16 protein-coding genes and 1 pseudogene are annotated in these 19,098 nt (G+C 70.9%); 14 read left to right on the top strand and 3 right to left on the bottom strand.

Annotated features, from left to right (window positions below):
* Positions 1 to 93 precede the first annotated feature (93 nt).
* Positions 94 to 2,418: a bifunctional salicylyl-CoA 5-hydroxylase/oxidoreductase gene (locus Q7A36_RS26345; RefSeq protein ID WP_305106748.1), complete on the bottom strand. Its 2,325-nt coding sequence runs from the start codon at positions 2,416 to 2,418 to the stop codon at positions 94 to 96.
* Positions 2,419 to 2,532: 114 nt separating this feature from the next.
* Between Q7A36_RS26345 and Q7A36_RS26340 the strand changes: the two genes are divergently transcribed.
* The 12 genes from Q7A36_RS26340 to Q7A36_RS26285 all read left to right on the top strand — a co-directional run bounded on the left by Q7A36_RS26340 (position 2,533) and on the right by Q7A36_RS26285 (position 14,828).
* On the top strand, positions 2,533 to 3,300 hold the full coding sequence (locus Q7A36_RS26340) for an SDR family NAD(P)-dependent oxidoreductase (RefSeq protein ID WP_305106747.1): 768 nt from the start codon (positions 2,533 to 2,535) through the stop codon (positions 3,298 to 3,300).
* Positions 3,300 to 3,812 (top strand): MarR family winged helix-turn-helix transcriptional regulator, encoded by a 513-nt coding sequence (locus tag Q7A36_RS26335; RefSeq protein WP_305106746.1) that lies wholly within the window; start codon positions 3,300 to 3,302, stop codon positions 3,810 to 3,812. The genes Q7A36_RS26340 and Q7A36_RS26335 overlap by 1 nt, the downstream gene beginning before the upstream one ends.
* Positions 3,809 to 4,618, top strand: coding sequence for an enoyl-CoA hydratase family protein (locus tag Q7A36_RS26330; protein ID WP_305106745.1), 810 nt, complete (start codon positions 3,809 to 3,811; stop codon positions 4,616 to 4,618). The genes Q7A36_RS26335 and Q7A36_RS26330 overlap by 4 nt, the downstream gene beginning before the upstream one ends.
* A gap of 71 nt (positions 4,619 to 4,689) precedes the next feature.
* Entirely contained in the window at positions 4,690 to 6,339 is a 1,650-nt protein-coding gene (locus Q7A36_RS26325) for an AMP-binding protein (RefSeq protein WP_305106744.1), read from the top strand.
* Positions 6,336 to 6,746 (top strand): RidA family protein, encoded by a 411-nt coding sequence (locus Q7A36_RS26320; RefSeq protein WP_305106743.1) that lies wholly within the window; start codon positions 6,336 to 6,338, stop codon positions 6,744 to 6,746. The genes Q7A36_RS26325 and Q7A36_RS26320 overlap by 4 nt, the downstream gene beginning before the upstream one ends.
* Before the next feature lie 333 nt (positions 6,747 to 7,079).
* Positions 7,080 to 8,168 (top strand): aromatic ring-hydroxylating dioxygenase subunit alpha, encoded by a 1,089-nt coding sequence (locus Q7A36_RS26315; RefSeq protein WP_305106742.1) that lies wholly within the window; start codon positions 7,080 to 7,082, stop codon positions 8,166 to 8,168.
* Positions 8,169 to 8,228: 60 nt separating this feature from the next.
* Positions 8,229 to 9,200, top strand: a complete 972-nt coding sequence (locus tag Q7A36_RS26310; protein ID WP_305106741.1) for a PDR/VanB family oxidoreductase — start codon at positions 8,229 to 8,231, stop codon at positions 9,198 to 9,200.
* 553 nt (positions 9,201 to 9,753) lie between these two features.
* Positions 9,754 to 10,383 carry a hypothetical protein gene (locus tag Q7A36_RS26305; RefSeq protein WP_305106740.1) on the top strand — a complete coding sequence of 210 codons (630 nt, stop codon included), beginning with the start codon at positions 9,754 to 9,756 and terminating at the stop codon, positions 10,381 to 10,383.
* Between the two features lie 96 nt (positions 10,384 to 10,479).
* Positions 10,480 to 11,766 (top strand): MBL fold metallo-hydrolase, encoded by a 1,287-nt coding sequence (locus tag Q7A36_RS26300; RefSeq protein WP_305106739.1) that lies wholly within the window; start codon positions 10,480 to 10,482, stop codon positions 11,764 to 11,766.
* Between the two features lie 91 nt (positions 11,767 to 11,857).
* Positions 11,858 to 12,607, top strand: a complete 750-nt coding sequence (locus tag Q7A36_RS26295) for a HoxN/HupN/NixA family nickel/cobalt transporter (protein ID WP_305106738.1) — start codon at positions 11,858 to 11,860, stop codon at positions 12,605 to 12,607.
* On the top strand, positions 12,604 to 13,821 hold the full coding sequence (locus Q7A36_RS26290; protein WP_305106737.1) for a WD40/YVTN/BNR-like repeat-containing protein: 1,218 nt from the start codon (positions 12,604 to 12,606) through the stop codon (positions 13,819 to 13,821). Before Q7A36_RS26295 ends, Q7A36_RS26290 begins: the two co-directional genes overlap by 4 nt.
* Positions 13,818 to 14,828 carry a Vgb family protein gene (locus tag Q7A36_RS26285; protein WP_305106736.1) on the top strand — a complete coding sequence of 337 codons (1,011 nt, stop codon included), beginning with the start codon at positions 13,818 to 13,820 and terminating at the stop codon, positions 14,826 to 14,828. The genes Q7A36_RS26290 and Q7A36_RS26285 overlap by 4 nt, the downstream gene beginning before the upstream one ends.
* A gap of 19 nt (positions 14,829 to 14,847) precedes the next feature.
* On the opposite strand, the gene Q7A36_RS26280 is transcribed toward Q7A36_RS26285, so the two are convergent.
* Positions 14,848 to 15,645: a HoxN/HupN/NixA family nickel/cobalt transporter gene (locus tag Q7A36_RS26280; RefSeq protein ID WP_305106735.1), complete on the bottom strand. Its 798-nt coding sequence runs from the start codon at positions 15,643 to 15,645 to the stop codon at positions 14,848 to 14,850.
* A 224-nt stretch (positions 15,646 to 15,869) separates the two neighbouring features.
* On the opposite strand from Q7A36_RS26280, the pseudogene Q7A36_RS26275 reads away from it, so the two are divergent.
* Positions 15,870 to 16,001: pseudogene (locus Q7A36_RS26275) on the top strand (IS256 family transposase); the annotation flags it as partial.
* 322 nt (positions 16,002 to 16,323) lie between these two features.
* Here the strand turns inward: Q7A36_RS26275 and Q7A36_RS26270 are convergent.
* Positions 16,324 to 16,548 (bottom strand): hypothetical protein, encoded by a 225-nt coding sequence (locus Q7A36_RS26270; protein ID WP_305106733.1) that lies wholly within the window; start codon positions 16,546 to 16,548, stop codon positions 16,324 to 16,326.
* Between the two features lie 625 nt (positions 16,549 to 17,173).
* Here Q7A36_RS26270 and Q7A36_RS26265 point away from each other — a divergent pair.
* Positions 17,174 to 19,018, top strand: coding sequence for a sensor histidine kinase (locus Q7A36_RS26265; RefSeq protein WP_305106732.1), 1,845 nt, complete (start codon positions 17,174 to 17,176; stop codon positions 19,016 to 19,018).
* Positions 19,019 to 19,098: the final 80 nt, after the last annotated feature.

Here is a 19,098-nt window from a genome sequence, read left to right as displayed (position 1 = left end):
GACCAGGGAAGGCGCTGCCTTCCCGTTGACGGCAGTGCCGCCAACCCCATCCGCCACGCCCGGAGTCGGGCCTGGATCGACCCGAGTTTGCGCCTATTCCGCGGCGCGCGGGAGGGTGGCGGGCGGCGCGGGCGCGTGGCTGCGGGGGCGGGCCTTCAGGCGCAGCTCGCGCAGGTCCGCCTGCTCCCGCGCCGCATTGCGCAGCAGCGCGTCCTTGCCCCAGCGGTACTGCGGCGGGCAGGCGATGTCCGCCACGCCATACTGCGCCGCGGTGCGCAGGGTGAAGGACGGGTCGGTCAGGTGCGGCCGCGCCAGCGCCACCAGGTCCGCCCGCCCGGCGGCGAGGATGGTGTTCACCTGGTCGGCCGTGGTGATGTTGCCGACGCACATGGTGGCGATCCCGCATTCCTGCCGGATCATGTCGGACCACGGCACCTGGAACATCCGGCCATAGACCGGGGCAGCATCGTGCACGGTCTGCCCGGTCGAGACATCGATCAGGTCGCAGCCTGCGGCGGCGAAGGCGCGGGCAATCGCCAGCGTGTCCTCGTCCGATATGCCGCCATCCGCCCAGTCGGTCGCGGAGAGGCGCACCGACATCGGCCGCTCCGCCGGCCAGGCCTCGCGCAGCGCCCGGAAGACCTCCAACGGGAAGCGCAGCCGGTTCTCCACCGGGCCGCCGTACTCGTCCACCCGACGGTTGGTCAGCGGCGAGAGGAAGCTCGCCAGCAGGTAGCCATGGGCGCAGTGCAGCTCCAGCATGTCGAAGCCGGCCCGGGCGCCGCGCCGCGCAGCCGCGACGAACTCCGCCGTCACCCGGTCCATGTCCGCCCGCGTCATCTCGCGCGGCACCTGGCTGTCCGGGAAATAGGGGATGGGGCTGGCGGAAAGGATGGGCCAGGCGCCCTGCTCGAGCGGCCGGTCGATCCCGTCCCACATCAGCTTCGTCGCGCCCTTCCGCCCGGCATGGCCGAGCTGCAGCGCGATCTTCGCCGGCCCCTGCGCATGGACGAAGCCGACGATCCGCGCCCAGGCGGCTTCCTGCGCCTCGTTCCAGATCCCGGCGCAGCCCGGGGTGATGCGGGCATCGGGCGCGACGCAGGTCATCTCGGTGAAGAGCAGCCCGGCGCCGCCCACCGCCCGCGCGCCGTAATGCACGAGGTGGAAGTCGCCCGGCAGCCCATCCTCGGCCGAATACATGCACATGGGCGAGACGACGACGCGGTTCGCCACCTGCATCCCGCGCAGCCGCAGCGGCTGGAACATCGGCGGCCTGGCCGGGTCCGCGCCCTCCTCCGCGGCATAGGCCGCCTGCGTCTCCGCGACGAAATCCGGCGCGCGCAGCGCCAGGTTGTCCCAGGTGATGGCCTTGCTGCGCGTCATCAGCCCGAAGGCGAAGCGCGTGGGGTGCATGCCCCAGAAGCGCCGCACATGCTCGAACCAGACCAGCGAGACATCCGCCGCGTGCTGGGTCTTCTCCACATCCTCGCGCCGGTCGTTCTCGTAGCGGGCGAGGCATTGCGCCACGCTGCCGCCCGCCCGGAAGGCCCGGTGCAGGGCGATGGCATCCTCCATCGCCAGCTTGGTGCCGCTGCCGATGGAGAAATGCGCGCTCGCCTTGGCATCCCCGATGAGGACGATGTTGTCCCTGACCCAGCGGCCGCACCTGATCTGCGGGAAGCGCCGCCAGAGGGAGCGGTTGGTCAGCAACCGGTGCCCCTGCAGTTCCTCGGCGAAGACGCCTTCCAGGAAGCGGGCGCTCTCCGCCTCGTCCATCCCCTCCAGCCCGGCGCGGGCGAAGGTCTCCGGGTCGGCCTCCAGCACCCAGGTGCTGGCCTTCGGCGCATACTGGTAGCAATGGGCGATGAAGATGCCCTCCGGCCTCTCCCTGAAGAAGAAGGTGAAGGCGTCGAAGGGGCGGGTCGAGCCCATCCAGGCGAAGCGGTTGGGGCGGAGGCCGATCTCCGGCCGGAAATGCTCCGCGAAGCGGGTGCGGGTCGGGCTGTTGATGCCATCCGCCGCGACGATCAGGTCGGCATCCGGGAAGTCCTCGGGTGTCGCCTCCTCGCCGAAGCGCAACTCCACGCCGAGGCTCCGGGCGCGGTCCTGCAGCAGGCGCAGCAGGGTGGTGCGGGCGCAGCCGCAGAAGCCGTTGCCGCCGATCCGGTGCACCGCACCCTTCGCATGCACCTCGATATCGTCCCAATAGGCGAAGCTGCCGGCGATGGCATGGTAGCTCGGCGGGTCGGCCGCAGCGAAGGCATCCAGCGTCGCGTCGCTGAAGACCACGCCGAACCCGAAGGTGTCATCGGCGCCATTGCGTTCCACCACCGTGATGCGCGCCTGCGGGTGGTCACGCTGCATCAGAATGGCGAAGTAGAGCCCGGCGGGTCCCCCGCCGATGACCGCGATGCGCATCGGATCGCCTCCAGCCCCCTGTCCTTTAGGCTTCAAGCATCCGTGCGGCAAGCGGAATCAGCCGTTGCGGCGCGCCCGGGAGATGCTTTAGGCTTCAAGCATCGAGGAGGAGGCATGCACGCCTTGCCGCAACCCGCCCCGTCGCGCGCAGGCCTGGCGCTGGCCGGGAAACGTGCGCTCGTCACCGGCGGCGGCAGCGGCATCGGCCTGGCCTGCGCCCGGGCGCTGAGCGGTGCCGGCGCCGAGGTGACCGTGCTCGGCCGGCGGGAAGGACCCTTGCGGACGGCGGTGGCGGCAGGCGCGGCGCGGGACGCCATCATCGCCGACATCGCCGGTGCACTGCCGACCCTGCCCGCCTGCGACATCCTCCTGCATGCCGCCGGCGCGGCGGAGAGCGCGCCCTTCCTCGAGAGCGACGATGCGCTGTGGCAGCGCATGCTCTCGGTCAATCTCCTCGGCGCCGCCGCGGCGATGCGTGCGGTGCTGCCCGGCATGCTGGCGGCCGGAGAAGGGCGGATCGTCGCCATCGCCTCCACCGCGGCGTTGAAGGGCTATGCCTATGTCACCGCCTATGCCGCGGCGAAGCACGGGCTGCTCGGCCTGGTGCGGGCGCTGGCGCAGGAGGTCGCGGGCAAGGGGGTCACCGTCAACGCCATCTGCCCCGGCTTCGCCGAGACGCCGATGACGGAGGAGAGCATCGCCCGCATCACGGCGAAGACCGGCCGCGGCGAGGCCGAGGCGCGCGCGGCGCTGGCGCGGCACAACCCGCAGGGCCGCCTGGTCCGGCCGGAGGAGGTGGCGGCCGCCGCCCTCTTCCTTTGCCTGCCGGAGGCCGCGGCGGTGAACGGTGCCGCCATCCCGGTCGCGGGGGGCGAGGTCTGATGCCGGACGACCTCGGGCTGCCCGTGGATGCCGAGACGGCGCTGGCCGGCGCGCCGCCCGGCCACAAGGACGAGCTGCGGCTCTGGCTGCGGCTGCTGGCCTGCACCAACCTGATCGAGGCGGAGATCCGCCGCCGCCTGCGGCTGGAATTCGACACCACCCTCCCGCGCTTCGACCTGCTGGCGCAGCTCGACCGCGCGCCGGGCGGGCTGACGCTCGGTGAGGTGTCGCGCCGGATGATGGTGAGCAACGGCAATGTCACAGGCCTCGCCGCGCGGCTGGAGGAGGAGGGGATGATCGAGCGCCGCGTCAGCCCGACCGACCGCCGTGCCCAGACCCTGCGCCTGACGCCGCGCGGCCGGCGCGAATTCGCCCGTCAGTCCAGGGCGCATGAGGGCTGGATCGCCGAGCTGATGGCCGGCCTCGCGGAGCCGGAGCGCGTCGCGCTCTACCGGCTGCTCGGCCGCGCCAAGGCCAGCGTCAGGTCGGGGCTGGAGGGGGAGACGCCATGAGCCTCGCCGCGCATCGTGCCCGGCATGTCCGGCTGGAGGTGGGGGGCGCGGTCGCCGCCATCACGCTCGACCGGCCGGAGCGCAAGAACCCGCTCACCTTCGAGAGCTATGCCGAGCTCGCCGCCGTGTTCCGCATGGCGGCGCAGGACGAGACAGTGAAGGCCTTCACCATCGCCGGTGCGGGCGGGAATTTCTGCTCGGGCGGCGACGTCCATGAGATCATCGGCCCGCTGCTGGAGCGCGACACCAGGGGGCTGATGCAGTTCACCGCCATGACCGGGGAACTTGTCAAGGCGATGCGCGCCTGCCCGCAGCCGATCATCGCCGCGGTGGACGGCATCGCGGCCGGCGCCGGCGCGATCGTCGCCATGGCCGCCGACCTCCGCCTCGGCACGCCGCGCGCGAAGGTGGCCTTCCTGTTCAACCGGGTCGGCCTTGCCGGCTGCGACATGGGCGCCTGCGCCATCCTGCCGCGCATCATCGGCCAGGGACGGGCGAGCGAGCTTCTCTATCTCGGCCGCAGCATGGGCGCGGAGGAAGGCCTGGCCTGGGGTTTCTTCAATGCCCTGCACGCGCCGGAGGCATTGGCGGCGGAAACGGCGAAGCTGGCGCGGGAGCTGGCGGAGGGGCCGGGCTTCGCCCATGCCATGACCAAGCGCATGCTGCAGATGGAATGGGCCATGTCGATCGACCAGGCGATCGAGGCCGAGGCCGTCGCCCAGGCGCTCTGCATGACCACACAGGATTTCCGCCGCGCCTACGACGCCTTCGTGGCGAAGCGGCGGCCTGAGTTCAAGGGAAACTAGGACGGATCGCCGGAGGACGGTGATCCGATCTGCAGGGAGATGTGCCGGCACGCACCCGAATGGAGGCGGCGATGGACGGTCTGGGTTTCGATCTGGCGGATGCGCGCAGCGCGCATGTCGATGGCTTCGCGCGGGAGAACCTGCCGCCGCGCGAGCAATGGCCCAACCTGCTCTTCACCCTGCCGCAGCTTCGCTATCCCGCCCGGCTGAACTGCACAGTGGAATTGCTGGACCGCAACCTGGCGGTGCGGGGCGATCACCCGGCGGTGGTGACATCGGCGGAGAGCCTGACCTATCGCCGCTTCGCCGAACGGGTGAACCGCATCGCGCATGTGCTGGTGCACCGCCAGGGTCTCGTGCCCGGCAACCGCGTGCTGCTGCGCGGGCCGAACAATGCCTGGATGCTCGCCGCCATCTTCGCCGTGCTGCGGGCGGGCGGCGTCGCGGTGCCCACCATGCCGCTGCTGCGCGCACGGGAACTCGGCACGATTCTGCGCAAGGCGCGGGTCAGCCACGCCCTGTGCGACGCGCGCCTGGCGGAGGAACTGGGCAAGGCGGCCGGCGATGCGCCCGACCTGCGACATGTCACCCATTGGGGCGACGGAGAGCTGGAAGCGCTCTGCGACGCAGCCTCGCCCGACTTCCCCGCCTGCGACACGGCGGCGGAGGATGTCTGCCTGATCGGTTTCACCTCCGGCACCACCGGGGAGCCGAAGGGGACCATGCATCTCCACCGCGACCTGCTGGCCGTCTGCGATGCCTATGGGCAGGAAGTGCTGCGGCCAGGGCCGGAGGATGTCTTCATCGGCTCCCCGCCGCTCGCCTTCACCTTCGGCCTCGGCGGCCTCGCGCTCTTCCCCTTCCGCGTTGGCGCCACCACCGTGCTGCTGGAGAAGGCATCGCCCGAGGAATTGCTGCCCGCCATCGCCCGGCACCGCGCGACCATCTGCTTCACCGCGCCCACCGCCTGGCGCGCCATGGCGCAGGCGGTTTCCACCGGCGCGCAGGACGTCTCCTCGCTCCGCCGATGCGTCTCGGCCGGCGAAGCCTTGCCGAAGCCGGTCTTCGACGCCTGGCAGCGCGCTACGGGCCTGCCGATCATGGATGGCATCGGGGCGACGGAGATGCTGCACATCTTCATCGGCGCGCCGGAGGAGCGGATCCGCCCCGGCGCCACCGGCCTGCCCGTGCCGGGCTACGAGGCGAAGGTGATCGGCCGGAATGGCGAGGAGATGCCGCGCGGCACGCCCGGGCGCCTCGCGGTGCGCGGTCCCACGGGCTGCCGCTACCTCGCCGATCCGCGCCAGGCGGATTACGTGCAGCGGGGCTGGAACATCACCGGTGACACCTATGTCCAGGACGAGGACGGCTATTTCTGGTACCAGGCGCGCAGCGACGACATGATCATCTCCGCCGGCTACAACATCGCGGGGCCGGAGGTGGAGGCGGCGCTGCTCACCCACCCGGCGGTGCGGGAATGCGGCGTGGTCGGTGTGCCGGATGCGGAACGCGGGATGATCGTGAAGGCCTATGTCGTGTTGCAGGCGGGCATGACAGCGGATGACGCGCTGCTGCGCGCGCTGCAGGACCATGTGAAGGCGGAGATCGCGCCCTACAAATACCCCCGCGCGGTGGAGTTCGTCGCAGCCCTGCCGCGCACCGGCACCGGCAAGCTGCAACGCTTCGCCCTGCGGCAGAGGGTGGGGGAGCAGCCGGCGTGACCCTGGTCCCGCTGCAGCCGCCGGGCTGGCCGGCGCCGAAAGGCTATGCCAACGGCATGCTGGGCGAGGGTCGCACCGTGCTGGTCGGCGGCCAGGTGGGCTGGGACGCGGAAGGGCGCTTCGCCCAGGGCTTCGTCGCCCAGGCGGAGCAGGCGCTGCGCAACATCCTGGCCGTATTGGCCGAGGCCGGCGGTCGCGCCGAGCATATCGGCCGCCTCACCTGGTATGTCACGGACATCGCGGAATACCGCGGCAGCCTCGCGGCGCTGGGCTCGGCCTATCGTAGCGTCATGGGACGCCACTACCCCGCGATGACGCTGGTCCAGGTCTCGGCTTTGGCAGAGCCGGAGGCGCGGGTGGAGATCGAGGCCACAGCAATCCTGCCGGATCGAGCGGATGCGGGATAGGATCATCGGTCCTGGCGGCCGCCAGTGCGGCGGGCAGAGGCGGCCGCCGTGGCGGCGCTTGGAGGCGGCAGACCCGGCCAGGGTGTCGCGCACAGGGCAGTGGCGGCGTCTCGGCCCGCCCCGGAACGGCTACCTTCGTCCCCATGCGGTTCCGCTCGGCTTCCCGGGTGGTTGGGCCTCGAGGGATTGATTCCCCGGTGGATACACTCCGGGCGGGATACGGAACTGCCCGGGAACTCCTGATGGCGAGGTGGCGTCTCAGGATCGTCGCACGACCGCGGCGAGCCGCAGCGAGGACGTATCTCGCAATGGCCAGTTGTTCGGGAGGATGCCATGGCCGAAGCAACCCCGTTCCCGCTCAATGCCTGGTATGCCGCAGCCTGGGACTACGAGATCAAGCGCGAGCTTGCCCCCCGGACCATCTGCGACAAGGACGTCGTGCTGTATCGCCGAAGCGACGGACAGGTGGTGGCGCTCGAGGATGCGTGCTGGCATCGGCTGCTGCCGCTGTCGCTCGGCCACTTGAAGGACGACCAGGTCGTCTGCGGCTATCACGGGCTGATCTTCAATTCGGCCGGCCGTTGCACCTACATGCCGGCGCAGGAAACGATCAACCCTTCGGCCTGCGTCCGCGCCTTCCCCATCGCCGAGAAGCACCGGCTGGTCTGGGTCTGGATGGGCGATCCGGCACTGGCCGATCCGGACAAGGTGCCGGACTTCCACTGGAACAGCGACCCGCCCTGGGTCGGCGAGGGCGGCACCTTCTACAGCCTGCAATGCGACTACCGGCTGGTGATCGACAATCTCATGGACCTGACCCATGAGACCTATGTCCATGTCGGCAGCATCGGCGACGAGGCGATCACGCGGAACCCCTTCGAGGTCACCCATACCGACCGCAAGGTCACCGTCGCGCGCTGGATGGAGAATATCGAGCCGCCGCCCTTCTGGGCCCGCCTGCTCGGCCGTCCCGGCCATGTCGACCGCTGGCAGATCATCCATTTCGAAGCGCCGGGCGTCGTCGCCGGCGATGTCGGCGTAGCGCTGACCGGAACCGGGGCGCGCGACGGCAATCGCGCCGAAGGCGTGAATGGCTTCTTCCTCGCCGCCGTCACGCCGGAGACGCGGACGAGTTGCCACTATTTCTGGAATTTCGTCCGCAACTTCCGCACCGACGACCAGGCCCTGACCAAGTCCCTGAACCTGGCGCATGTCAACCAGGGTCGCGGCGTCTACGACCAGGACCACGACGTGCTCGAGGCGCAGCAGAAGGCGATCAACAAGAACCCGCGGCAGCCCTTCTACAACCTGAACATCGATGCCGGCGCCCTCTGGGCCAGGCGCCTGATCGACCGGATGCTGGCGGCCGAGCGCGGCGCGCCGCATCCGGCCGGCTCCAGGCCGGACCTCGCGGCCGAATAGGGCGGGGCGGGGCGGAAAGCACCCCGCATCTCCGCGGTTCATCCCATTGGAGGAACGCCCATGCGCGAGACCATCGACTGGCAGCCGGCACGCCTCCGCGCCGTGAAGGACCTGACGCCCGACATCCGGCTGTTCGAGATCGAGCCGGAGCGCTTCCAGCCGCCGACACCGGGCAGCAACATCAGCATCGTCGTGCAGGTCGAGGGCCGGCCGGACACGCGCTCCTATTCGGTCGTCGGCCCCTGCACCGACGGCGTCTACAGGATCGCGGTGAAGCTGCTGCCGGACAGCCGCGGCGGCTCCGCCTATATGCATCGCCTCCAGCCCGGTGCCCGACTCACCATCTCGGCGCCGGGCAACCATTTCGAGCTTGCCCGTCACCGGCCGGAATACCTTCTGATCGCAGGCGGCATCGGCATCACGCCGATCTACAGCATGGCCCTGGCGCTGGCCGATGCGGGCGCAGAATTCCGGCTGCTCTACGGGTGCCGCACGCGGCGGGATCTCGCCTTCGGGGAGGAACTCGCAACGCGCCTTGGCGAACGCCTGCAGGTCTTCATCGACGAGGAGGGCGGCAGGGTCGACCTGCCGGCCGAGATCGCGCGGCTTGCACCGGGCGGGGAACTCTATGTCTGCGGCCCGATCGGCATGCTGGAAGCGGTGAAGCGTGCCTGGCAGGAGAGTGGCCGGCCGGTGGACGGGCTGCGCTTCGAGACCTTCGGCAATAGCGGCCGATACGCCGCCGAGCCCTTCACCGTCCGGATCCCGCGTCTGGGCAAGGAGGTCGTGGTGGCCCGGACCCAGAGCATGCTGGATGCGCTCGAGGCGGCCGGCGTCGACATGATCTTCGATTGCCGGCGTGGCGAATGCGGCCTTTGCGCGGTGCGGATCCTGGCAGCGGACGGCACGGTCGACCACCGCGACGTGTTCTTCAGCGAGCCCCAGAAGGCCGCGAACACGCATCTCTGCACCTGCGTGTCCCGCGTGGTGAAGGGCAGCATCACCATCGACACGGCCGACCGGACCGTCTGAGTCCGCGGCGCGCCCCGCAAACCCTATGTGCCGCCGAGCGCAGCCGCGGAGCGGACAGGGACACGGAAGGAATGAGCACCTGAGTATTGCCTGTGCACGGCCGCCAAGGCCGGGAGCGGGCTATGGCGCGCGCGCTCCGATCGGGGCCGACATCGTGTGCTGAGAGCACGGCATCGGCGCTCCGTTGCGCTTCGAAGCGGACGGACAGCAAGCGGCCGAACTGGCCATCGCCGTCGCCCCGCTGAACCGGAAGTTGGGCTTTGGATACCCGGCACGATTGACTCGCATGCGCCACAATATCTGCAGGTGGGCGCCATGGGCACAAACCGCGTACCGGCACAATGGAATCAGCGTTGTCGAGATTTGTTGAAGTGGGGCTCGGGGCTGCAGCGTTGACTTCATTGAATCCGGAGGAGCAGTTAGTTACGCAGCAGACGTCGCCGGATCTGTCGTTGATTTTGAAAGTCTCTTTGGTTTCTACCGGCGGTTCTTGAGACACGGTGATCAGTAAGGGCCGGGGATACCGGCCGGCAGCCGACAGGCGAGGAAACGGATGGGGCGCAAAGGGGAGAAACTCTCCAGGCAATCCCGTGCCGATCAAGGCAGCCACGCGGCTGACCCGGCATTCTGGCAGCCCGGCATCCGGACTGCGGTGGTCGCCTGCGCCGGCGCGGTGCTGCTGGGGATCGCCGCCTTCGGACTGACCCGCCAAGCACCCACCGCCAGCCATGCGCCGAGCGCCATCGCGCAGTCATCGAGACCCCCGGCGCCGCCGAAGCCGGCCTTCACCCGTGCCGAGGAGGCCTACATCCAGGCACTGTGGCCGATCCATGGCGATGTGCAGAGGAGCGCGCTGCGCGTGAGCCTTGGAACCATCTTCTACAAGACGGATGAGGTCGGGGCGGACGAACTGAAGGCGCGGATGGACGGCGCGCTGGCGGCCTATCGACGGGCCAAGGGGCAGATCGAAGCGCTTCAGGCGCCGCCATCCCTCGCGCGGGAGCACGGGGAGTATCTCGCAGCCGTGCAACTGTTCGAGCGATCGACCGTGGAGGCGCTGCAGATGTTCGAGGACGGCGACGAAGCGCATCTCATCGCCGCGCACCCGCTGAGCCGGGAGGGCGGCAACAAGATCCGGGAAATAGGGGTCCGGTTCTGGCGGGACGAGTTCCCGGCCCACTAGACATCGCCGCGCAGGGATTTGGCGATGGCCTGCCCGGGCTTCGCCGCAGGCAGTCCGGCGAAGGCGCCGCAGGCATTCCAAGGGAGGAGACAAGCAATGACCCTGAGACGATTCTGCCTCGTGGCGGCCTTCGGAGTGGCCGCGATCGCGGGAAGCCTGCTGGGCGTGGGCACCACGCGCGCCGCCGACGACCAGGACCGGCACAATGCGCGGCCGCCGCAGACCCTGCCGCAGGGCTTCGAGGGCACCGACCGGCTGCTGCGGGACGTCGACCGCGCCGCCGGCGCGCCCTACTACTCCGCCTGGCTGGTCGAGAGCAGCCGCTTCGTCGACGTCCCCTTCGGCTCCTTCATGCCGGACCGGGACTTCATCAGCCCGACCACGCCGAAGCACGACATCCAGTTCATCGATTTCCCCGTCAATGTCGGGATCATCAAGGGGTCCGACGGCCAGATCACGCTCTACGACACCGGCTGGAAGCAGCTGGAATACATCTTCGACTACAACACCAGCTGCTGCTGGGCGGGTCTTCCCGACCAGATGCGGAATATCGGCCTCGACCCGAACGCGGTCACGCGGATCGTCGTCGGGCATGGCCACTGGGACCATTCCGGGCAACTCGACTCCTTCCCGAATGCGGTCCTCTACATCCAGAAGGAAGAGCTCAAGCAGATCGACTTCTTCACCTCCTACCCGACCGAGTTCAACAACGGGATCATCCGCGCGGTGAACACGGTCAACCCGCTCACCGGCGCCCAGGTGGGACCACCCGCACAGGCCTGCGCGCGGAGCCCGGTCTGCGGATACCCGCCGCAGACGATCCAGGAGATCGAGAGCAAGGTCCTCACCGGCAAGGCGAAGATCATCGACGGGCGGCACGAGATCGCGCCGGGCCTGGTGATCCATCCGGCCTTCCGCGGCCATACCTATGGCTCGCAGCTCCTGCAGGTCCACACCAAGCGGGGTGAGCTGGTCTTCGGCAGCGATGCCTATTCGTCCTGGGAGGGGATCCGGGACTGGAACGTCGCCAACATCCAGCAGACCGACACGGTCCAGCAGATGCTGGCCTACGAGAAGTGCTACGTGCTGACCTCGGGTTCCGAGAGCTACAACAACTGCCTCGGGGCGCATGAGCGCCTGTCCTACTCGGCGAATTATCCCATCACCGCCAACTGGTGGACGATCACCGACGGGAATTGCTCCCGCGCCGCCGAGCTGACGCTCGCCGACAGTGAGACCTCGCTCATCCCGGCGGACGTGGCGACCGGCTCGACCCGGATCACGCCGCCGGCCCTGGGCGGCAAGTCCGCGCCCTGGCGGATCGACCCGGTAACGTGCAAGAACACGATTTCCGCGGTGCCATCCCACAGCGTCAACCCCTAGGGAGGGCCGTCGGACGCAGCCTCGGCCTGGATTCCACGGCCATCGTGGGATCCAGGCTCCCCGTCCTCCGCTCCCTGGCGATGATGCGCATATGCTCGCGGCCCTTTCCCTCTCCATGCTGGGTTTCTTCCTCGGCATGCGCCATGCGACGGACCCCGACCACGTGGTCGCGGTCAGCACCATCGTGGCGCGGCAGCCCTCGCTCAGGGCGGCCCTCCTCATCGGCAGCCTCTGGGGGCTCGGGCACAGCCTGACGATCGTCGCGGTCGGCGGCGCCATCATCCTCTTCGCGGCCGTGATCCCGCCGCGGCTCGGCGTGACGATGGAGATGGGCGTCGCGCTCATGCTGATCGTGCTCGGCATGTGGAACCTGACGGGCGTCCTCGAGCGCATCCGCGCCTCCGCCGTGGATGGCGCGAGCGCGCCGCACCCGCATCCGCATCCGCATCCGCATGGGCCCGGCGCGGATGCCTGGCCGAAGGAGAAGGCGGGCCTCGGCGGCGCCGCCCGGATCCTCCGGCCGCTGCTGATCGGCCTGATGCATGGCCTGGCCGGCTCCGCGGCGGTGGCGCTCCTCGTGCTCACCCTCATCCAGGATCCGTGGTGGGCCGTCGCCTATCTCGCGGTGTTCGGCATCGGCACCATCGCGGGGATGATCCTGATCACCGCCGCCATCGCGGCGGCGCTCGCCTATGCGTCCCGGCGGTCGAACTGGGCCGGGCGCTACCTGCCGGTGACGTCGGGCCTGCTGAGCCTCGTCTTCGGGCTGTTCTTCGCCTACCAGGTCGCCGTCGCGGGCGGGCTCCTCGGCATGGACCCCGGCACGTCATCCCCGCGGTGACCGGCCTGCGCCGCGCCGGCCTCGCCGGGCCCGCTGTCGCGGTCCTGCTGACCCTCGCCTGCCGCCCCGCGCTGGGCCATGACCCGAGCGCCTGGGGCGGGCTCTTCCGCTCACGCGACCAGGGCGCGACCTGGGTCTCGGCGAATCGCGGGTCCTATCTCGGCGGCGCGACCGCGCTGGCCATCGACCCGACCGACGCCAATCGCCTGCTTCTCGGGACGGAGAGCGGCCTCTACGCCTCGAGCAACGGCGGGCGGGACTGGAGCGTCGAGGCACCGGCGCTCGCGCTCGGCAGCGTCCTTGCCCTGGTGTTCTCCGCCGACGGGCGGCATGCACTCGCCGCCACCGGCGCAGGACTCTTTCGCCGGGAGGCCGAGGGCGGCTGGCGCGCGGTGCCCCTCCCCCGCGGCGCGGCCCCGGCCCGGGCTCTCCTGCGCGGCGACGACGGGGGCGTCTACCTCGCCGGCTGGACCGGCCTCTTCCGCAGCGACGACGGGGGCACGTCGTGGTCGAGTGCCGCGGGCGGCCTGCCCCGGGCGCCCGTGGCCTCGCTCCTCGCCATCCCAGGCTCTCCGGAGACCCTCCTGGCAGTGCTGCAGGGCCGGATCTGGGCCAGTTCCGATGGCGGGCGGAGCTGGGAAGCCCGGGGCGCAGGCCTGCCGCCCGCCGGCATGGAGGCCCTCGGCGGCGATCCGGGGCGGTCGGGCCGGCTCTGGGCCGGGGGCGGCGGCGCGCTGTTCCGGAGCGAGGATGGCGGCGCGCGTTGGCGACGCGCCGGCGCGCCGCTTTCCGAGCCGAACACCACCATGCACGCGGTCGCGGCGCGCGGGGACGTCCTCCTCGCCACGACGGATCGCGGGCTCTACCGCAGCACCGATGGCGGCGAGAACTGGGCGCTGCTCGGCGACGACCTTCCGTCGCACCTCGAGGCAGGGCCGCTGCTATGGGATCCGGGCGATGCCGATACCGTCTATGCCGGCTTCTCGCTCATCCCCTACCGCGACATCTGGCGCCGTGCGGCCGCGCAGGAGGGCGCCCTCGCGCAGGTGAGCGGGGCGAGCCTGGCCGGCGGCGGGGCGCTCCTGCTCGGCATGGCGCTCGGCGGCGCCGCGGTGCTGCGCAGCCTCGCCCAGTACTACCGGACGCCCGCGAGGGATGCACCGGCCGGGCTGGTCGCGAAACCCCGTCGAAGCAGGGAGGAGGCCCCGCCATGAGCGAAGCGGCGATGGCGAGGCTTCGTCGGCCGAGGCGCTGGCGTCTGTGGCTGCCGCTCGGAAGCCTCGCGCTCGCCGGCGGTCTGGCGGTGTCCGGCTGGCTGCTGGCGTCCCGGCCGGCGCCGGGCTTCGTCGAGTATTCCATGCTGGCGAGGACCGATATCCCGACCGCCGTCGCCGTCGGACCGGACGGCGCCGTCTGGTTCACCATCGAGTTCTCGGATGCCATCGGGGTGTTCCGCAATGGCGGCATCGAGCGCATCCCCAAGGGCGGGCAGAATCTCGAGCCGCTCGGGCTGGCCGCGGACGGCGCCGGCGGCGCCTGGTTCACGGACGCGGCGACGCGGGCGATCTCGCACATCTCGGCGGAGGGCGGGATCCGCTCCTTCCCGCTGCGGACTCCCATCGTCAGGCTCGGCCGGCTGGCCGTGGCCCCGGACGGCGCGGTCTGGTTCGCCGATGCCACCACGGCGAGCGTCACGCGCCTGCACGACGGCGCCCTCACGCGGTACGACGTCGGCGCGCTGGGCGGCACTCCCTATGGCATAGCGGTCGGCGCGGACGGCACGGTCTGGACCACGCTGCAGGGGGCGGACCGGATCGGGCGCATTGCCGCCGACGGTGCAGTGACCGCGCTCGACCTGCCGACCCGCAACGGCGGCCTCGGCGATATCGCGGTGGACCGGGCCGGGGCCGTGTGGTTCCTCGGGCTGCGGGCGAACAAGGTCGGGCGATACGCCGGTGGCAGCTTTGCCGAATTCCCGGTGCCCACGGAATCCGCCGGTCTCGGCGCGCTGGCCATCGCACCCGACGGTTCGGTGTGGTTCACCGAGCTCAGGGCCGGCAGGCTGGGACGACTGCGCGACGGCCGGGTGACGGAGTTCGCCTTGCCCCGCGCCGGGAGCCGCCCCTTCGGCGTGGCGGTCGATGCGGCGAACAATGTCTGGTACACGGATCTCGGCGGCTGGCTGGGGATGCTGCCGGCGGCACGCGCGACGGCGCCCTGACCCAGGCTGCGCGGGCGCGTCAGCCGAGCGCGGCCAGGCCGCGCCACGCCTTCGCCGTCAGGACGAGGCCGACCCCGAGGATCAGCAGCGCCGCCCCGATCTGCACCCAGGCGATCCACCGGCTGCTGAGCCAGGTCAGGATGAGTTCGCCCAGGCGCGCCGCGACCACGCCGACGACGACGAGGACGGAGGCGAAGCCGAGGCTGAACACGACCACGGTGAGCAGGCCGAGGACGAGATTGCCCTCGGCGATCGCCGCGAGGAGGATGGCGAGCGCCCCCGGATCCGGCAGCAGCCCGCCGGCGATGCCGAGCGCGAGCAGGACGCCGAGCTTCGGGCGGTCCTGCGCGAGGGCCTCGAGGTCATGCGTGTGGGCCGGGCCCCATCCATGGCTGTGGTGGTGCGGCCCGTGATCGTGGCTGTGGCTGTGCGGGTGGTGCTCGTCGTGACTATGGTCGTGCGCAGGATGTCCGCCCTGGCCCGGCGGCTGCAGGCGCGCCGCCGACAGCAGCCGCATCTGCGTCCGCAGCATCCAGCACCCGATGCCGATGACGAGAACGCCGGTCGCAACCGCGATATAGGCCTCGACCCTCTGCGGGATCAGCCAGGCGGTTCCCGCCGTCGCCAGGGCAGCGACCAGGATGATCCCGCTGGTATGCGAGAGGGTGACGAAGACGCCGAGCACGAGCGCATCGACCGGGCGACCGCGCGCGCCCACGATGTAGGAGGCGGCGATCGCCTTCCCATGCCCCGGCGTCGCCGCATGCACCGCGCCCAGCCAGAAGCTTGTCGCCAGGTAAAGGATGCCCTCGCCCATTCGACCGGCCCCTTGCTTCAGGGTGGGAAGGCTGACTCTTGGCCCGATCTCAGACGTTTCGCCGTCATGCTGTCAAGGCTTGCAGCGATCGGACACAACCCAGGCGCCGGGTTGAACTGCCCCGGATTCGATCGTGCCTCCTGGCATGGTGCAGGAGGCGGCCACGCCGGTGAACCTGGGTAGGGTTGGTTTGCGGCACGCAAGCCCTGCCCTGCAATCCAACGATGACGGGGCAAGAGACTGCCTTTCGCGAACTCCTGGCGAAAGGCACGGACGCCTCCTTCCTGCGCGAGATGATCGGCTGCGCCGCCGCGCCGCGGATGGAATCCGACGTCGGCGCCCTGACCGGAGCTTCCTGATCCGCCCCAATTGCTTCCGGCTGGATTGAGAGTTGCCGGGTGGGGCTTGCACCCACGTCATCGGTGCGCCTCGGCAAGGCACATGGTGGAACCGCTTCGGGCGCCGCCACGACGCAGACCGGCCTGAGGGTGCGCTGCGAGCTCGAGGCGAGCCGCTATCCCAAGGGCATTGGGGTCACCGATGCCGAGATGGCGATGCTGGCCATCGAGCGGGATCCGTCCTGCCAGGCAACCAGACACGAGCAGACGTCTTGTGAATCCCAGTGGCTTATGTGCTGGCCGGCATGCGACCCAGGCGCGGACCGCCCAAGCGGCAGCCCTACAGCCCGATGATGCCGGGCGCGGTGTCGTCCGGCAGCCCTCCCGGCAGGCTGGCAGCGAAGGTGACCCGCATCCAGAGCCGGGGCACGAAGTGCCGCGGATCCACGCTGCCCGCTTCCGCATCCGGGTAGAGGACCCATTCGGTCCCGTCCCAGGCGCCGGTGATCATGGCCGTGCCGTCGGAGAGGCAGAGTACCGCGCCGTCCCGGGGCGCGGTCTCCATTGATGCCCATGGGCTGGCAGTCGCCATCTCGCAACCTCCGGAGTGCGTTCCGCGGGCATGGGCCTGGCCGCCTTCAGCCTCCGGAACCAGGGCCATTGCGTCACCAGGCTCAATCAGCGCCAGGCCAGTCGGGTTCCCGACGACGCAGTGTCGCCCGGCGGGTGCATCCCGGCCAGTCCCATCGGCGTTCGGCCGACACTCGCCCGACCTGGTTACCGGGAAGCGAAGCGACGGATGCGATCCTGAAATCTCGTTGTCGTGCTCGACAATGGCGAACTGGCACCCGCCTCGAAAGGGCCCGCATTCTTCTATGAATATGCCCCTGATTCCGGGCCTTTTGCTCGCCAGAGGACAGAATTTCAGATGATCGTCTCGGGATGGGAAACGTTCGAAAGCCTGGATACGGTGCTGGCGCGCAACAGCTTCCGCGGCGGCCCGGAGCCATTTTTCCTGGCCGGCTCCTTCGCGCGCATCGCCCGGAGCCATCCCTGCAGGACCGGTGCCGGCACTCCCGCCCCCCTCCGCATCCATCCCGGGAGCAGGCGGACACCCCACGCGCCGCTGCGGTTGCCGGCGAAGACTCTCGATAGCCGAGCAGGGGCCTAGACCCCGGGCCGCGTTCGCCATGCGCCGCCTGACCCTGCGCGCCCGCATGGCGCTGCTGGTGCTGGCCGGGGTGCTGCCCATCCTCGCCTGGGACCTGGGCGGCGTATACCTGGGCTATGCCCGCGAGCGGGAGCGGGCGAGCGCGCAGGCGCTCGACCTCACCCGCGCCATCTCCGGCGCGGTGGCGGCCGAGTTGCGGGCGCGCAGCGCGGCGCTGGGGGTGCTCGCGCTGTCGCGGTCCCTCATGGCCGATGACCTCGCCGCCTTCCGCGCGCAGGCCGAGAAGGTCGTCGCCAGCCAATTGCCCGGGGCCACCCTCCTCCTGCGGCGCGAGGATGGGCAGCAATTGATGAACACGGCCCTGCCGCCCGGCGAGCCGCCACCCCGGCAGGCCTGGACAACGCCCAGCCGGACCCCTGACGCGGGCCGGCCCTCCGTGTCGGACGTCTATTTCGGGCCGGTGCTCCGCCGTCCCGTCGTCGCCGTCGAGGTGCCGGTGAAGCGCCCCGAGGGTCAGGCCGATCTGGTGCTTGTCATGATCCCGTCCGCCGACGCCTTCGATGCCGTCATCCGGCGGCAGAGGCTGCGCGCGGGTTGGATCGCCAGCGTCATCGACTCCAAGGGCGTGCGCATCGCCCGCCAACCCGACCCCGAGCGCTTCGTCGGCCAGCCGGTGACGCCGGAATTCCTCGCGGTCTGGCTGTCGGGCGGGCCGGAGGGCGTGGTGGAGACCGTCTCGCCCGACGGCATCCCCGTGCTGACCGCCTTCACCCGGCTGCCGGAGGTCGGCTGGGGCGTGGTCGTGGCGATCCCCACCTCGGAACTGACCCGCCCTGCCCTGGAGGCGGCGGTAGCCTCCCTGCTGGTCGGCGCTGTCCTCCTCGGCTTCGGCCTGGCGCTCGCCCGCTGGGCGGCCAAGGCCGTGATCCAGCCCTTCGCCGCCCTGCGCCGCATCGCTGCCTCCGCCGACGACGCCGGCAGCGCCCCCGACGCGGACGGGACCGGTCTGCCCGAGGCGGATGAGGTGGCGGAGGCGCTGCGCACCCAGGCGCGCTGTCGTCGGGCGGCGACGGCCTCGCTGCTCGAGAGCGAGCGGCGCCTGCGGCTGGTGGTGGCCGAACTGAACCACCGCGCCAAGAACGCGCTGGCCACCGTCCAGTCGCTGGCTCTCCAGACCGCGCGCGGCGAGGCGGGGGGCGATCCCGCGCGCTTCTCCGCCGAGTTCGGCGCGCGGCTGCAGGCCCTCGCCCGGGCCCATGATCTCCTCGTCGCCTCCCGCTGGGAGCCCGCGGCGCTGGACGCCATCGTCCGCGCCGGGCTCGCCCCCTGGCTGGGCGGGGAAGGGTCACGGCTCATCCTGCGGTGCCGGTGCGGAGCGGAGGTTCCACCCGCCGCCCCGGGTCAGGCACAGGCCCTGGTGATGGCCTTGCACGAACTTGCCACCAACGCGGCGAAGCACGGCGCCCTGTCGACGCCGGATGGACGCGTCGAGGTGACCTGCCGTGCCGAGGAGGCAGGCCTCGCGGCCGTCGTCGAATGGTGCGAGGTCGGTGGTCCCCCGGTGCGTGGTCCGCCGCCGCGGCGCGGCTTCGGGGTGCGTCTCCTCGAACGGGCCCTCGCCCGCGACCTCGGCCCCGGCGGGATCGTGACCCTCGACTTCGACCCGGGCGGTGTCCGCGCGGGCATCCGGTTCCGCTGCCGGGATCACGCGGAGTTCAGCGGCGAGATCCTGGATCATGGCGCCGAGCCGGGGGCGCCTGACCCCCGCGGACCGGGGCGGCAGGGGCATCGCGCGGACGGTCCGTCCGGGCACGAGGATCAGCGCGACCCGGGGCAGCGCCGCCGCGGCGAGTCGCCGGGGTAGAGCGGATCGCCGCAGAGTGGAAAGGCTCGGAGGCATGGATCTGCCCGGCACAGCAAAAGTCTGGAGCCTTCGCACGCTGC

The organism is Paracraurococcus lichenis, assembly GCF_030657435.1.
GTDB classification, from domain to species: Bacteria; Pseudomonadota; Alphaproteobacteria; order Acetobacterales; family Acetobacteraceae; genus Paracraurococcus; species Paracraurococcus lichenis.
Note: the sequence above shows the minus strand (reverse complement) of the source record. Positions and strands in the feature narration are given on the sequence as shown.